We start from the raw sequence: 13643 nt of genomic DNA, 5'->3' as shown, positions 1-13643 counted from the left end.
TCAGATCGTCAGTCGGCGCGACCGGCGAACTCGCCACTGGTCGTGCTCACCAGTACCCGCTCGCCGGTGCCGATGTACTCGGGAACCATGATCTCAAGACCGGTTGACAGCTTGGCGGGCTTGGGTCGCTTGGTCGCCGTGCCTCCCTTGAGTTCGGGCGGTGTCTCGATGACCTCGATCGCAACGCTGGCCGGCAACTGCAGCCCGACCGGCAGCTCATCGATGATCTGCACATAACACCCCGAAAGACCATCGACGATATAGCCCGACGCATCGCCGACCACCGCGGCGTCCAGCATGTAGGGGCTGTAATCCTCGTCGTCGAGGAACACGAATGCATCGCCATCCTTGTAGGAGTAGGTCACCTGGCGACGGCTCAACTCGACTTCCTTGAGGTCCTCGTCACCGCCCAGGCTGAGATCGAACTTGTTGCCGCCCGGCACCGAGTACATGGTGAAACGGAACTTGACGTTGCCGCCTCGGCCTTGCGGCGAGCTGCGCTCGATGTCGCGCACCTGGTAGATGGTGTTGTTGTACTCGACCACGTTTCCTTTCTTGACGTCTGCAGCTTTCATTGGGTTCTTCCGTAGTTACCTGGGTGCCAGGCGCGTTGCGCCATCGAGACGGATGGTCTCGCCGTTGAGGTAGGTGTTGCCGAGGATGTAGGCGACCAGGTCGGCATATTCCTCCGGCTTGCCCAGCCGGGAGGGGAACGGGATGGTCGCTGCCAGCGATTGCTGTACCGACTCGGGCATGCCGTCGACCATCGGGGTCCAGAACACGCCCGGGGCGATGGTCATCACCCGGATGCCGAAGCGGGCCAGCTCGCGCGCCATCGGCAGGGTCATGCCAACCACGCCACCCTTGGATGCGGAGTAGGCGGCCTGGCCGATCTGGCCCTCGTAGGCGGCCACAGACGCCGTGTTGATGATCACGCCGCGCTCGCCATCGGTGCCGGCTTCGTTGTGCTGCATCAGGTCGGCGGCGGCCTTGGCGACGTTGAAGCTGCCGACCAGGTTGACCATCACCGTGGCCTGGAAGCGCGACAGCGGCATCGGCCCTTCCTTGCCCAGCACGCGGCCGGCACCCAGGATGCCGGCGCAGTTGACCGTGACGTTGAGTCCGCCAAGGAACTCCCGGGCCGCCGCGACACTGGCCACCACCGCGGCTTCGTCGGACACGTCGGTGCTGAAGAACCGTGCATTGGCTTCGCCCAGCCCAGCCACCGCCGCCGTGCCTTTGTCCTCGTTGACGTCGAACAGGGCGACCTTGCCGCCGTGCCGGACCAGGTGCTGCGCGACCGCCAGGCCCAAGCCGGAGACGCCGCCGGTGATGATGGCGAGGGTAGTGGAGAGCTGCATGGGAAACCCCGAATAAGAAAGCCGTAATTCTAGGCCAGCGGCGCGGGGGCGGCGAATGGTTGCCGCGAGTTATTTCGCTGACACCGCCGCCGATGCGTACATCTCTTCCAGCGCCTCGGGGGACAAGCCTTCGGCAAACAGGAACCCTTGCCCGACGCCGACCCCGAGCTTGATCAGGAAATCGCGTTGCTCCGGTGTCTCCACGCCTTCGGCCACCAGTTCCAGCCCGAGGCTGCGGGCAATGCCGATGACCGCCTCGCACACGGCGACGTCGGAGGCGTTCCCGGGGATGCCCTGGACGAACACCTGGCTCAGCTTGAGACCATGGATCGGCAGCCGGCGCAGGTAGTTGAGGGCGCTGTAGCCTTCGCCGAAATCATCGATCGTCAGCGTCACCCCCATCTCGCGCAAGGCTGCGAAGGCGCGCTGGGTGTCGGGCTCATCCTCGATCAAAACCCGTTCGGTGAATTCCAGCTCCAGTGCGCTGCCCGGCAGGCCGAATTCCAGCAGCACGGCCGCCACCGCCGTTGCCAGGTTCTTGCCCAGGAACTGGCGATAGGACACGTTGACCGCGACGCGATTGATCTCCAGCCCGCGGCTGCGCCATTGGCTCAGTTGCCAGCACGCCTGGCGAATGACCCAACTGCCGATTCCGATGATGTCGCCGGTGGTTTCGGCGTGGCTGATGAAATGATCCGGCTGGATTTCCCCCAGCAGTTCGTTGTTCCAGCGAATCAACGCTTCGACCGCGACCAGCCGGCCGCTGGCCAGCTCAACCTGGGGTTGGTAGACGAGGCGGAACTCGTCGTTGCCGATGGCATGGCGTAGCTGGGTTTCCAGTTGCTGGCGGTGTTGTTGCTCGGCGGCCAGCTCGGGACTGAATACCTGCCAGCTGTTGCGGCCGCGGCGCTTGCTGGCATACATCGCCACATCCGCATTCTTGATCAGTTGCTGGGCGTGGTCGCCGTCCTGCGGCGACTGGGCGATGCCGATGCTGGCGGTGATCGCAAACTCCTCGCCGTCCATGCGGAACGCATCGGCAAATATCTCCAGGATGCGGTCGGCCAATCGTGCCGGACGGACAGGGTCGTCCTCAAGCGAGCACAGCACCAGGAACTCGTCGCCGCCAAAGCGTGCGATCAGTCCCTCGGTGCCGACCGCACGCTGGATGCGCCGCGCGGCAGACGAGAGCAGCCGGTCACCCGCCGCGTGGCCGAGCACATCGTTCACGACCTTGAACCGGTCCAGGTCGATGTACAAAAGCGCCAACGCCGATTGGCATGAATCACCCAGGCGCGCTTCAATCTCGATGCGCAGTGCATCGCGGTTCAACAGGCCGGTCAGCGGGTCCGTGCGTGCTTCTACGCGCAGGGTTTCCTCATCCTGCTTGTCCTCGGTGATGTCCTGCACGGTACCGGTCAGGGTGGCACTCAAGGGCGGGGCGACCTGAGCCTCCCCGATCACGCGAATCCAGAACTGATGCCCATCGCTACGCCTGCCTTGCAGTTCAAGTTGCAGGCCTCGCCGGCTTTCCATGGTCTGGTCGAGCGCTTGGCGCAAGCGTCGGTGGTCGGATTCAACCAGGCAATCCAGCAGGCCTTCCATCGTGTCTGGAGCCGGATCGCGTCCGATGATGCGTTGTGCCTCGTTGGTCAGGTACAGGTGGTTGCGTCCGGTGTCCCACTGCCAGCCACCGATGTGGGCCAGTGCCTGCGCGCGCTCGAACAGCGTACTGTCGCGTTTGAGCGCAGTGACGTCGTGGAATACGGACAACGCTTGGTGTGGCTTGTCCGCACCGGCGACAAACTGTGGCACCGCGATCACCGACAGCCAGATCAGCTCGTGTCGTCGCTGGTTGAAGAAGCCGATCACTTCGGGTCCAACCGGCTTGCCGCTGGCCAAAGCGCGGGACGATGGCAGGGCATAGTCGGGCAAGGCCTTGCCACTCTCGTCCACCATCAGCCAGCGACCGTCCCTGAGCACCTCGTCGATGCTTGTGCTCTGTTCGGCATCCAGCAGCCGGACCGCGGCCGCGTTGGCATAGATGATGTGCCCGTCGGCGTGGCGGACCACGATGCCCTTGTCGACCATCTCGGTCAGTTCACGGAAGCGGACCTCGGCGTCGACGCGGGCGCTGAGATCGCGCGCGACCGCAACCAGGCAGCGCTGGCCGTCGTATTCGAAATTGGCCGAATGGACTTCGACCGGAAACCGGCTGCCGTCCGCGCGCCGGTTGGTGACTTCAATCACATAGGTCTGGCCGCGCGAGAGCGCGTCGTGCACCGGGCCCATGTGGCCGGGCGGCAGGTCGGGGTTCAACAGCTCGATTGGCTGGCCGACAATCTCGTCACGGGGGCGTTGGTAAGCGGCGACCCCGGCTTTGTTGAGGTCCAGCACGGTGCCGTCCCAGGCAATGATGCTGATCGGGTCTGGCACGGCGTCAAACAACGCCCGGTAGCGCTGCTGCGCGGACGCTTCGTTGCCCAGTGACTGCTGCAGTGCGGCCCGGGCCTGCTGCAGGACGGTAGCCAGCGCGGGGGGCAGGGTGGTGTCCTGGCCGGCCTGGTCCAACGCCGCCAACACCGCCGATGCATCCACCGGGTCGAGCGGTATGGACGGACTTCGTGCGGGTGGCTTGCGCTTCAATCTACACCGCCAGTGCCTTGCCGACTTTGCTGCCGGTCTCCCGTCCCAGGCGGGTGGACAACCAGCGCCCGGTTTCGGCCAGCAGATCGAGATTGATGCCGGTATGGATGCCCAGGCCATGCAGCATGTAGACCACGTCCTCGCTGGCGACGTTGCCGCTGGCACCCCTTGCGTAGGGACAACCACCCACGCCGGAGACCGCCGAGTCGACCACCGCGACACCTTCTTCCAGGCACGCCAGGATGTTGGACAGCGCCTGGCCGTAGGTGTCGTGGAAATGCACGGCCAGTGCGTCCATCGGAACCTCCCCGGCGACCGCCTTGAGCATCGCACGCGCCTTGCCCGGCGTGCCTACGCCAATGGTGTCCCCCAAGGAGATTTCATGACAGCCCATAACATGTAACTCACGTGCAACCCGGACAACATCGGCCAATGGCACATCGCCCTGGTAGGGGCAGCCCAGCACCGTGGACACGTAACCGCGCACCTTGATGCCATCGGCCCTGGCCCGCTGCAGGATTGGATCGAAACGGATCAGCGATTCTGCGATCGAGGCGTTGATGTTTTTCTGGTTGAACGCTTCCGAGGCGGCAGTGAACACCGCCACCTCCCGGACGCCGGCGGCGAGTGCGCGTTCGTACCCTTTCTCGTTGGGTACCAGTACCGGATAGTGCACGCCCGGCTTGCGGGCAATACCGGCATAGACTTCGGCCGCGTCGGCCAGTTGCGGTACCCATTTGGGGCTGACGAAACTGGTGGCCTCGATGCTTTGCAGGCCGGTCGCTGACAACCGGTCGATCAGCTCGATCTTGTCGGCGGTGGCGACGACCGTCTTCTCGTTCTGCAGCCCGTCGCGCGGACCGACCTCGACGATGCGGACCGCGGGCTTCATTCCACCGGGTCCAGAGTGACGAGGATCGCATCGGCGTCGACAAATTCGCCGGTCTGCGCGCGGACCTCGGCAACGGTACCGTCGCGCGGTGCCTTCAGGCTGAGCTCCATCTTCATCGCCTCGATCACCATCACCTCCTGGTCGGCCTGGACGACCTCGCCAGCCGCGACCCTCACTACCACGACGCGCCCCGGCATCGGGGCAACGACGTTGTCCGCGCCGGTGCCCGGACCGCTTTCCTGATGACAATACATCGCCAATGGCTGCAGGCGAAGCCGCTGGTCGCCGTCGTGGACGATGACATGACGGTCCTGGTCGAGCACCTGGAAGCGTCGCGCGCGCTCGGCGATGCGCAGGCTCAGTGACCCGCCTGCCAGCCGCGCGCCAGTGACCTGGTGGGTGTCGCCGCCAGTGTCGACGCGATAGTTGCCATCGCTGCCGCTGGCGCGAACCTCGATGCGTTGTTCCCGGTACTCGAAGGCGAGGCTGCGCAGGCTGCCGTGACCCAGGCGCCAGCCATCGGCGATGGCCCACGGTGAACCCGGGTCGCCGGAGTTTTCGGCCAGCATGCGGGCGTTTCGTTCTTGTCCCAGCAGGCTGGTTACCGTGGCGGCCAGCAGCAAGTCGGTATCGATCTCGTCGTTGGCTGGTATGAATTGCTCGAGGTGGCGATCCAGGTACCCGGTATCGATGGTGCCGGCCACGACCGTCGGGTGCCGCACCAGGCGCTCGAGAAAGGCAATGTTGGACTTGGGGCCACTGATCTCGCACTGCGCCAGCGCGTCGCGCATCCGCGCCAGCGCGCGCGGACGGTCGACGTCATGGACGATCAGCTTGGCGATCATCGGGTCATAGAAGATCGTTACCGTATCGCCTTCGATCACGCCCGAATCGATCCGGACGTGCGGGCCGGGTGCCGGTAGCCGCAGACGCTCCAGTTTGCCGGAGCCGGGCAGGAAACCGGCCTCCGGGTCTTCCGCGTACAGGCGTACTTCGACCGCATGGCCGTGGCGTTCGATCTGGTCTTGCGCCAGCGGCAGCGGTTCACCGGCGGCGACCTGCAATTGCCACGCGACCAGGTCCAGCCCGGTTACCAGCTCGGTCACCGGATGCTCGACCTGCAGGCGGGTGTTGATCTCCATGAAGTAAAAGCCTGCCGGCTTGCCATCGGCATCCTGGCCGACGATGAACTCCACCGTGCCCGCATTGACATAGTCGATGGCCCGCGCCGCCATGACCGCGGCCTCGCCCATCTGTTCGCGCAGCGCCGGGGTCAGGAACGGCGAGGGCGCTTCCTCCAGCACTTTCTGGTAACGCCGCTGGGCCGAGCATTCGCGCTCGCCGAGGTGAATTGCATTGCCGAAGTCGTCGCCAAATACCTGGAACTCGATATGACGCGGTTGCTGGACATAGCGCTCCAGCAGCACCCGGTCACGGCCGAATGCGTTCTTCGCCTCGCGCTGGCAGGATTCCAGATTGGATAGGAACTCCGCCGACTCGCGCACGATCCGCATGCCCTTGCCGCCGCCGCCGTGCGCGGCCTTGATCATCAGCGGGTAACCGATCCGGTCCGCCTCGGCCTGCAGGTGGGCAGGCGCCTGGTCCTCGCCGGTATAGCCCGGCACCACTGGGACCCCGGCGGCCTGCATCAGGTCCTTGGCGCCGGCCTTGCTGCCCATCTTGCGCATCGAGGCGGCCTTGGGCCCGATGAACGCCATGCCGGCGGCTTCGACGGCTTCGGCGAAATCGGCGTTTTCCGACAGGAAGCCGTACCCCGGGTGGATCGCCTGCGCGCCGGTCTGCGTTGCGACTTCGATGATCGCCTCGCCACGCAGATAGCTCTCCGCAGGCGTCGGCCCGCCGATGCAGTACGCCTCGTCCGCCTGGCGCACGTGCTGGGCATCGGCGTCCGCAGTGGAATACACCGCGACGGTACGGATGCCCAGCTCACGGCAGGTGCGGATGACCCGGCAGGCGATCTCGCCGCGGTTGGCAATCAGGACCTTGGTGAACATGCGGGGGCTCGCGACAAGGGGGTTGCTGGGAAGGGTGACGGACGCACGAGTGGTCATTGGCACCAGCCCGGCTTGCGTTTGTCGAGGAATGCCGACAGCCCCTCCTGACCCTCCGCCGATACCCGCAGCCCGGCGATCAGGCTGGCGTTGTCGGCGTCGTGGCGCGCGCCATCGTGGTGGGACGCGACCTGGCGTACCAGGGCCTTGGCTTGCGCCGAGGCCACCGGACCGGCCTTCAACAGCAAGTCGATCTGCCGTTGCACCGCGGTGTCCAGGGCGGTGGCGTTGACCACTTCGTGCAGCAAGCCCATCTCGCAGGCTTGCCGGCCGTCGAAAATCTCGGCGGTGGCAAACCAGCGCCGCGCCTGGCGCGCACCGATCGCGTCGATCACGTACGGCGAAATCACCGCCGGCAGCAGGCCCAGCTTGCTCTCGGTCAGCCCGAACTTCGCCTCCGGCACGCCGATGGCGATGTCGCAGCAAGCGACCAGCCCGACGCCGCCGCCAAAAGCCGCGCCGTGGACCTTGGCGATGGTCGGCTTTGGTATCTCGTCCAGGGTGCGCATCAGCCTCGCCAGCGCGAGCGAGTCGTCGCGGTTCTCGTCCTCGCTGGCGGCGGCCATGCCGCGCATCCAGTTGAGGTCGGCCCCGGCCGAGAACGACGCGCCTTCGCCTTCCAGCACCACGACTCGGACGCTGTCGTCCTCGCCCAGGTTCTCCAGTGCGCCGGTCAGCGCCGAGATCAGCATGGCGTCGAATGCGTTGTGGATCTCGGGACGGTTCATGCGCAGACGGGCGACAGGGCCCTCGCGCAGGTTCAGCAGCGGGTTGGTCATTGGTACTCGGCGGTTGCGGGACTAGTGGAATGATAGCGGTCGCGCCGCGGTGAGCAGCCATGACGTTCGGGATGCGATCAATTCTCATTATGAAGTAGAATCCGCCAGTCCCTTTACCGCGTTGAATCCGATGCTTATTGCCCTGCGCCTGCTTGCCGTCACGCTGATGCTGTCCTTCACGCTGCCTGCGTACGCCGCCGATACCGTGAACCAGGACGCACAGACCGCTTGGCGCCTGCTCGACTACATCGCGGTGGATTATCCGGTCGCGGTACAGGACGGGCAGGTCGTGAGTGAAGCCGAATACGCGGAGATGACGGAGTTTTCCGCGGCCGTGGGCGAGCGCCTGGAAGCGTTGCCGCCGACCGACGGCCAGGCCGGTTTGATGGACGCGGCCAAAGCCCTGCAGCTCGCCATTGCGCAGAAGACCGCCCCCGAGCAGGTCGCCTCGCTGGCGCGCAATCTTGCCGGCGAGTTGCTGGCGGCCCATCCCATGCCGTTGGCACCGACCGGCGCCCCCGACCTGGCCGGGGCGGCGGATCTCTACCAGCAGCAGTGCGCCAGTTGCCATGGCACGACCGGTGCCGGTGATGGCCCGGCAGGGATCGCGCTGGATCCGCCGGCGATCGATTTCACCGATGAGTCGCGCGCCCGCGAGCGCAGTGTGTTCGCGCTCTACCAGGTGATCGAACAGGGCCTTGAAGGCACCGGCATGGTGAGCTACGCGCACCTGCCATCGGAAGACCGCTGGGCGCTATCGTTCTATATCGGGCAGTACGCGTATCCGGATGAGCTGGCGGCATCGGGCGAGCGCCTGTGGAACGGCGATGAGTCGCTGCGTGCGCAGTTTCCGGATCTGGGAACCTTGACCCAGGTGACCCCGGCCGCCCTTGCCCAGAGCATTGGCGAGGAAGATGCCAAGGCGGTGACGGCTTACCTGCGTCGTCATCCCGAGGTGGTGCAGGCCAAGCCGGAAGGATCGTTGGCCCTGGCCCGCTCGCGCCTGCTCGAGAGCACCCAGGCCTATGCGGCCGGCGATCAGCGCAAGGCGCGCGATCTGGCTCTGTCCGCCTACCTGGACGGGTTCGAGCCGGTGGAACCGTTGCTGGCGGCGCGTGATGGCGCGTTGATGGTGGAGATCGAAACCGCCATGGCAGAGCTGCGTTCGCGCATCGGCCGCTCGGCGAGCGTGGAAGACATACAGGCGCAGGTCGAGGTCGTCGACGGCTTGTTCGTCAGGGCCGAGGCGGCGCTCGCCCCGGGGATGGCGAGCAACATGACGGCCTTCGTGGGGTCTTTCACCATCCTGCTGCGAGAGGGGCTGGAGGCGTTGCTGGTGCTGATTGCCATGATTGCGTTCCTGCGCAAGGCCAACCGCACCGAGGTCATGCCGTACGTGCATGCCGGTTGGGTTACCGCGCTGTTGGCGGGCGGGCTGACGTGGGTGGTGGCGACCTACCTGGTCAGCATCAGCGGTGCCAGCCGTGAACTGACCGAAGGGTTCGCGGCCCTGTTTGCCGCGGCGGTGCTGCTGTTCGTCGGCATCTGGATGCACGGCAAGAGCCAGGCCGGTGCATGGCAGCGCTACATCAACGAAAAGCTCTCCCACGCCTTGTCCAAGCGCTCGGCATGGTTCCTGTTCCTGCTGTCATTCGTGGTGGTGTACCGCGAAGTCTTCGAGACCGTGCTGTTCTACGCCGCGCTGTGGAGCCAGGGTAATGGCAGTGCCATCCTGGCCGGTGGTGCCGCCGGCGCGGTGGTACTGGCGGGTATCGCCTGGGCGATGCTGCGTTACAGCCGGAAGCTGCCCATTTCCACCTTCTTCTCGATCAGCTCGATACTGATTGCCGTACTGGCCGTGGTGCTGGCAGGCAAGGGTGTTGCCGCGTTGCAGGAAGCCGGCTGGCTGTCGGTGTCGGTCGTCAGCTTCCCGCGGATCGCACTGTTGGGGGTCTATCCAACCCTGCAAGGCGTGTTGGCGCAGCTGGTGACGCTGGCGATCATCATCATCGGGTTCTGGGGCAATCGTCGCGCGGCATTGGCGCGGTAAGCCACGCGCCAGCTTGAACACGCCAGCTTGAGCACGCCAGTTTGAAAGCGCGCTGACCGGAATGCGCTACAGGTACGTGCCGCCCTAATGAGGGCGGCGGGTTTTTTTTCCGGTGCTCTCGGTGGCTTCCACTACCAGGCTGAAGGTCCGCTCGTCGCCCGGGTGCAGCGCACCCACGCCGACCACCTGGCGGTTGATCTCCTTGCCGCGGCCGTCGCGGATCGACAGCACCATCGAGTACTCGCAGGCACCATCGGCGGGGGCCGGAATGGTGCCTTCAACCTTCAAGGCAGTTACCGCGGCTGCGGCGGCTGGGCCGGCATCAAACCGCAGGTGTCCACGGCATTGCGGACACACGCTGGAGCTTTCCAGGATCGTGGTCTTGCAATGCGGGCAGGTGCGGGTCGCGCCCGCAGTGCCCGGGCGCGGTGTGCTCATGCGAGGCTTTCGAGGCCCGTCTTGGTGCCGGACTGGTTGGCCGGTTTGGCACCCGAGTTGTTCTGGGACTTGTTCTCTGCCTTGTCGTAGCCCTTGTCACCCCAGCCGAACTCGACCTGGCCGCGCATCCGCGACCCGGCGGCGACAATCAGCGATCCGGCCTTGACGTCGCCGATCAACGCACCCGACTCCAGTACCTCGACCCGTTGCGCCGATTCGATGTTGCCTTCCAGCTCGCCGGCAACGATGACCTTCTGCGCGCGCACGCCGCCGGTCAGCTTGGCGCCGGTCTCGATCGTCAGGTTGCCCTGGACGTTGACATCGCCGTTGAACTTGCCGGCAATGCGCACGTGCCCGGTACCTTCGATTTTTCCCTCGATGGTCAGGTCGGCGGCAATCAACGATTCCTTCATCGATGATTCGTTGCGGCCTGGTGCAGCCACTTCACGGGTCGATGGGGCATCGAACCGGGCGGCTTCCGGTGTCGGGGTCGGTACCGATTGAACAGGCGCCGGCGGGGCAGCCGGGGCAGGCGCCGGTGATTTTGAGGAGGCGGGTTCTTTCCAGATAGCCATCGGTTGCAAGGTCCATCGAATCAGGGACTTCCGAATCTAGCACCGACTTCACGCCCTCTTGATGTGAAACCGGCCTGAAAAGCGGATCTGCTTCAGCCTCCCGACAGCAAAGCCGTATTCATCGGTGCAGTCCATCACATTCGGAATACGCCAAAATGGGTGCCGCGGGGGGCCGGCTCGCCCTGGGCCGGCGCATTGAACGCGGCCGACAACCCCAGTCCAAGCACGCGGCGAGTGTCGGCCGGGTCGATGATGCCGTCGTCCCACAGCCGGGCGCTGGCGTAGTACGGGCTGCCTTGCGACTCGTATTGCTCGCGCAGCGGTACCTTGAACGCCTCTTCCTCATCGGCCGTCCAGGTCCCGTCGCGCGCCTCGATGCCGTCGCGCTTGACCGTCGCCAGCACCGAGGCCGCCTGTTCGCCGCCCATCACGCTGATCCGCGCGTTCGGCCACATCCACAGGAACCGGCCACCATAGGCGCGGCCGCACATCGCGTAGTTGCCGGCGCCGAAACTGCCGCCAATCACCACGGTGAACTTGGGCACGTGCGAGCAGGCCACCGCAGTGACCATCTTCGCCCCATCCTTGGCGATACCGGCCTGCTCGTACTTCTTGCCGACCATGAAGCCGGTGATGTTCTGCAGGAACACCAGCGGGATCCCGCGCTGGTTGCACAGCTCGATGAAGTGCGCGCCCTTGAGCGCGCTTTCGGCAAACAGGATGCCGTTATTGGCCACGATGCCGACCGGGTAGCCGTGCAGGTGCGCGAAGCCGGTGACCAGGGTCTTGCCGTAGCGCGCCTTGAATTCCTGGAACTCGCTGCCGTCGACGACGCGGGCAATCACCTCGCGGATATCGAACGGACGGCGGGTGTCCTTCGGCACGATGCCGTACAGCTCCTCGGCGGCAAACAGCGGTTCGCGCACGGGCTGCACCGCGACCGGCACGACCTTCTTGCGGTTGAGCGTGCCGACGATACCGCGGGCGATCTGCAGCGCGTGGCGATCGTCCTCGGCGAAGTGATCGGCAACGCCGGAGATCGACGTATGGACGTCGGCACCACCGAGGGTTTCGGCATCGACGATCTCACCGGTCGCGGCTTTCACCAGCGGCGGGCCACCGAGGAAAATGGTGCCCTGTTCCTTGACGATGATCGATTCGTCGCTCATCGCCGGCACATACGCGCCGCCGGCGGTGCAACTGCCCATGACCACCGCGATCTGGGGGATGTTGTCCGCGCTCATGCGGGCCTGGTTGTAGAAGATCCGACCAAAGTGCTCCTTGTCCGGAAACACCTCGTCCTGCAAGGGCAGGAAGGCGCCACCGGAGTCGACCAGGTAAATGCACGGCAAATGGTTCTCGCGTGCGACTTCCTGTGCGCGCAGATGTTTCTTGACCGTCATCGGGAAGTAGGTGCCACCCTTGACGGTGGCATCGTTGGCGACCACCACCACCTCCAAGCCCTGCACCCGGCCGATGCCGCAAACCATGCCGGCCGCTGGCGCCGCGTCGTCGTACATGCCGCCTGCCGCCAATGGGGCAATCTCCAGGAACGGCGAGCCCGGGTCGAGCAGGGCAGTGATGCGGTCCCTGACCAGCAACTTGCCGCGAGCGGTGTGCCGGTCGCGCGCCTTGTCGCCGCCGCCGTGTGCAGCGCGCAGCAACCGGCTGTCCAGTTCATCAACCAGCGCGCGGTGGTAGGCGACGTTGTCCTTGAAATCCTGCGAGCGCGGATCAAGCGCGGAACTGAGTACGGGCATGCGGCGTTCTGTCGGTGATGGTCCAGGGGCTACAGGATACCCGTCCCGCAATTTCGCCATGAAAAAACCCGGGCCCGCATGACGCGGACCCGGGTTTGGAGTGACGGGATGATCGAGGCGATCAGTCCTGGATTTCGGCGTCGGCCTTGGCCTCGGCTTCCGCCTGCTCGTCCTTCATTTCAGCGGAGACATTGTCGGCAGCGTCGCCGATCGCACCGGCGGCATTCGCCTTGCCTTCCTCGTACGCCTGCTGCAACGGATCCGCTGCAGCATCGGCGGCGGCAGCTGCCGAGCCAACGGCGGCAGCGGTGTTGGTGGCGGCAGCATCAATCCCGGCAGCGGCGGCATCTGCGGCCGATTCGGCGGCGACTTCGGCCTGGGCAGCGGCCTCGGCGGCCTGCTGGTCGGCGCTGGGCGAGTTGCAGGCCGCAAGAGCGAAGACGCTGGCAGCAAGAAGGGCGGTGATCTTGTAGTTCATGGTGGACTCCTGGGTTTGTCGGCAGTGAAACTGCGTTGTGGTCGCCGGTTCTGCCGGCGGGCGCACTATTGAGGTTTTGCCAGTAAAGGAATGTGAAGACCATCAAAAAAGCCGCCGGGATTACCCGGCGGCTTTCGGTACAGCTGACAACTAGGACGGATTACTGACCGTCGTTGTTGGTCTCGGCATCGGCACTGGCAGCGGCTTCTTCAGCAGCGTCCTGGGCCTGCTCGGCAGCGTCGGCAGCGTTCTCGGCAGAATCGGCAGCGTCGTCAGCACCGGTCATGTCGGTAGCGGCGGCAGCGGCGTCAGCCGAGGTTGCGGCGGCATCGGCAGCCGAAGCGGCGGTGTCGGCAGCAGCCTGGGCAGCGTCGGCAGCCATCGCGTCGCCGGTAGCGGCGGCGTTGGCAGCAGCTTCGGAAGCCTCGGACGAAGCAGTAGCCGCTTCAGCCGCAGCGTCGTCAGCCTGCTGGGAGTTGGAGCAGGCAGCCAGGGCAAAGCCCATGGCGATAGCGAGCAGCGCCTTGTTGAAAGTCATGGTGTAGTCCTCGTCGTTAATAGGGTTAGGCAACGCGCTAGTGCGCGCATTAAC

At 65.4% G+C, this 13643-nt stretch carries 12 protein-coding genes; 1 reads left to right on the top strand and 11 read right to left on the bottom strand.

What is annotated here, in order from left to right; translation table 11 throughout:
• Positions 1-8: 8 nt before the first annotated feature.
• The 6 genes from efpL to ACW7G0_RS07645 form a co-directional block, all read right to left on the bottom strand.
• A complete protein-coding gene (gene efpL / locus ACW7G0_RS07670) occupies positions 9-575 on the bottom strand; it encodes an elongation factor P-like protein EfpL (RefSeq protein ID WP_456988803.1) in 567 nt (188 codons plus the stop codon).
• A 15-nt stretch (positions 576-590) separates the two neighbouring features.
• The gene (locus ACW7G0_RS07665; RefSeq protein WP_456988801.1) at positions 591-1361 is read right to left on the bottom strand and encodes an SDR family NAD(P)-dependent oxidoreductase; all 771 of its coding nucleotides are present in this window, start codon (positions 1359-1361) and stop codon (positions 591-593) included.
• A gap of 69 nt (positions 1362-1430) precedes the next feature.
• Positions 1431-4007 (bottom strand): sensor domain-containing protein, encoded by a 2577-nt coding sequence (locus ACW7G0_RS07660; RefSeq protein WP_456988799.1) that lies wholly within the window; start codon positions 4005-4007, stop codon positions 1431-1433.
• A 1-nt stretch (position 4008) separates the two neighbouring features.
• Positions 4009-4899, bottom strand: coding sequence for a hydroxymethylglutaryl-CoA lyase (locus ACW7G0_RS07655; RefSeq protein WP_456988797.1), 891 nt, complete (start codon positions 4897-4899; stop codon positions 4009-4011).
• Positions 4896-6914 carry an acetyl-CoA carboxylase biotin carboxylase subunit gene (locus tag ACW7G0_RS07650; protein WP_456988795.1) on the bottom strand — a complete coding sequence of 673 codons (2019 nt, stop codon included), beginning with the start codon at positions 6912-6914 and terminating at the stop codon, positions 4896-4898. The genes ACW7G0_RS07655 and ACW7G0_RS07650 overlap by 4 nt, the downstream gene beginning before the upstream one ends.
• Positions 6915-6967: 53 nt before the next feature.
• On the bottom strand, positions 6968-7750 hold the full coding sequence (locus ACW7G0_RS07645) for an enoyl-CoA hydratase-related protein (RefSeq protein WP_456988793.1): 783 nt from the start codon (positions 7748-7750) through the stop codon (positions 6968-6970).
• Between the two features lie 130 nt (positions 7751-7880).
• Here ACW7G0_RS07645 and ACW7G0_RS07640 point away from each other — a divergent pair, with 130 nt between their 5' ends.
• A complete protein-coding gene (locus ACW7G0_RS07640; RefSeq protein ID WP_456988791.1) occupies positions 7881-9800 on the top strand; it encodes an FTR1 family protein in 1920 nt (639 codons plus the stop codon).
• Between the two features lie 84 nt (positions 9801-9884).
• On the opposite strand, the gene ACW7G0_RS07635 is transcribed toward ACW7G0_RS07640, so the two are convergent.
• From ACW7G0_RS07635 to ACW7G0_RS07615, 5 genes are all read right to left on the bottom strand, one after another.
• A complete protein-coding gene (locus tag ACW7G0_RS07635; RefSeq protein WP_456961199.1) occupies positions 9885-10238 on the bottom strand; it encodes a hypothetical protein in 354 nt (117 codons plus the stop codon).
• Positions 10235-10813 carry a bactofilin family protein gene (locus ACW7G0_RS07630; RefSeq protein WP_456988789.1) on the bottom strand — a complete coding sequence of 193 codons (579 nt, stop codon included), beginning with the start codon at positions 10811-10813 and terminating at the stop codon, positions 10235-10237. Before ACW7G0_RS07630 ends, ACW7G0_RS07635 begins: the two co-directional genes overlap by 4 nt.
• 134 nt (positions 10814-10947) lie before the next feature.
• Complete coding sequence (locus ACW7G0_RS07625; RefSeq protein ID WP_456988787.1) at positions 10948-12573, bottom strand: carboxyl transferase domain-containing protein; 1626 nt, start codon at positions 12571-12573, stop codon at positions 10948-10950.
• A gap of 121 nt (positions 12574-12694) precedes the next feature.
• The gene (locus tag ACW7G0_RS07620; protein ID WP_456988785.1) at positions 12695-13051 is read right to left on the bottom strand and encodes a hypothetical protein; all 357 of its coding nucleotides are present in this window, start codon (positions 13049-13051) and stop codon (positions 12695-12697) included.
• A gap of 160 nt (positions 13052-13211) precedes the next feature.
• Positions 13212-13589: a hypothetical protein gene (locus ACW7G0_RS07615; protein WP_456988783.1), complete on the bottom strand. Its 378-nt coding sequence runs from the start codon at positions 13587-13589 to the stop codon at positions 13212-13214.
• Positions 13590-13643: the final 54 nt, after the last annotated feature.

This window comes from Lysobacter sp. A286 (assembly GCF_054052105.1).
This window is presented reverse-complemented; position numbering and strand designations above follow the sequence as displayed.

Excerpts from the sequence above, each read along its gene's own strand:
- efpL (WP_456988803.1), bottom strand. The coding sequence starts at position 575 with ATGAAAGCTGCAGACGTCAAGAAAGGAAACGTGGTCGAGTACAACAAC.
- ACW7G0_RS07665 (WP_456988801.1), bottom strand. The coding sequence starts at position 1,361 with ATGCAGCTCTCCACTACCCTCGCCATCATCACCGGCGGCGTCTCCGGC.
- ACW7G0_RS07655 (WP_456988797.1), bottom strand. The coding sequence starts at position 4,899 with ATGAAGCCCGCGGTCCGCATCGTCGAGGTCGGTCCGCGCGACGGGCTG.
- ACW7G0_RS07650 (WP_456988795.1), bottom strand. The coding sequence starts at position 6,914 with ATGTTCACCAAGGTCCTGATTGCCAACCGCGGCGAGATCGCCTGCCGG.
- ACW7G0_RS07645 (WP_456988793.1), bottom strand. The coding sequence starts at position 7,750 with ATGACCAACCCGCTGCTGAACCTGCGCGAGGGCCCTGTCGCCCGTCTG.
- ACW7G0_RS07640 (WP_456988791.1), top strand. The coding sequence starts at position 7,881 with ATGCTTATTGCCCTGCGCCTGCTTGCCGTCACGCTGATGCTGTCCTTC.
- ACW7G0_RS07635 (WP_456961199.1), bottom strand. The coding sequence starts at position 10,238 with ATGAGCACACCGCGCCCGGGCACTGCGGGCGCGACCCGCACCTGCCCG.
- ACW7G0_RS07630 (WP_456988789.1), bottom strand. The coding sequence starts at position 10,813 with ATGGCTATCTGGAAAGAACCCGCCTCCTCAAAATCACCGGCGCCTGCC.
- ACW7G0_RS07625 (WP_456988787.1), bottom strand. The coding sequence starts at position 12,573 with ATGCCCGTACTCAGTTCCGCGCTTGATCCGCGCTCGCAGGATTTCAAG.
- ACW7G0_RS07620 (WP_456988785.1), bottom strand. The coding sequence starts at position 13,051 with ATGAACTACAAGATCACCGCCCTTCTTGCTGCCAGCGTCTTCGCTCTT.
- ACW7G0_RS07615 (WP_456988783.1), bottom strand. The coding sequence starts at position 13,589 with ATGACTTTCAACAAGGCGCTGCTCGCTATCGCCATGGGCTTTGCCCTG.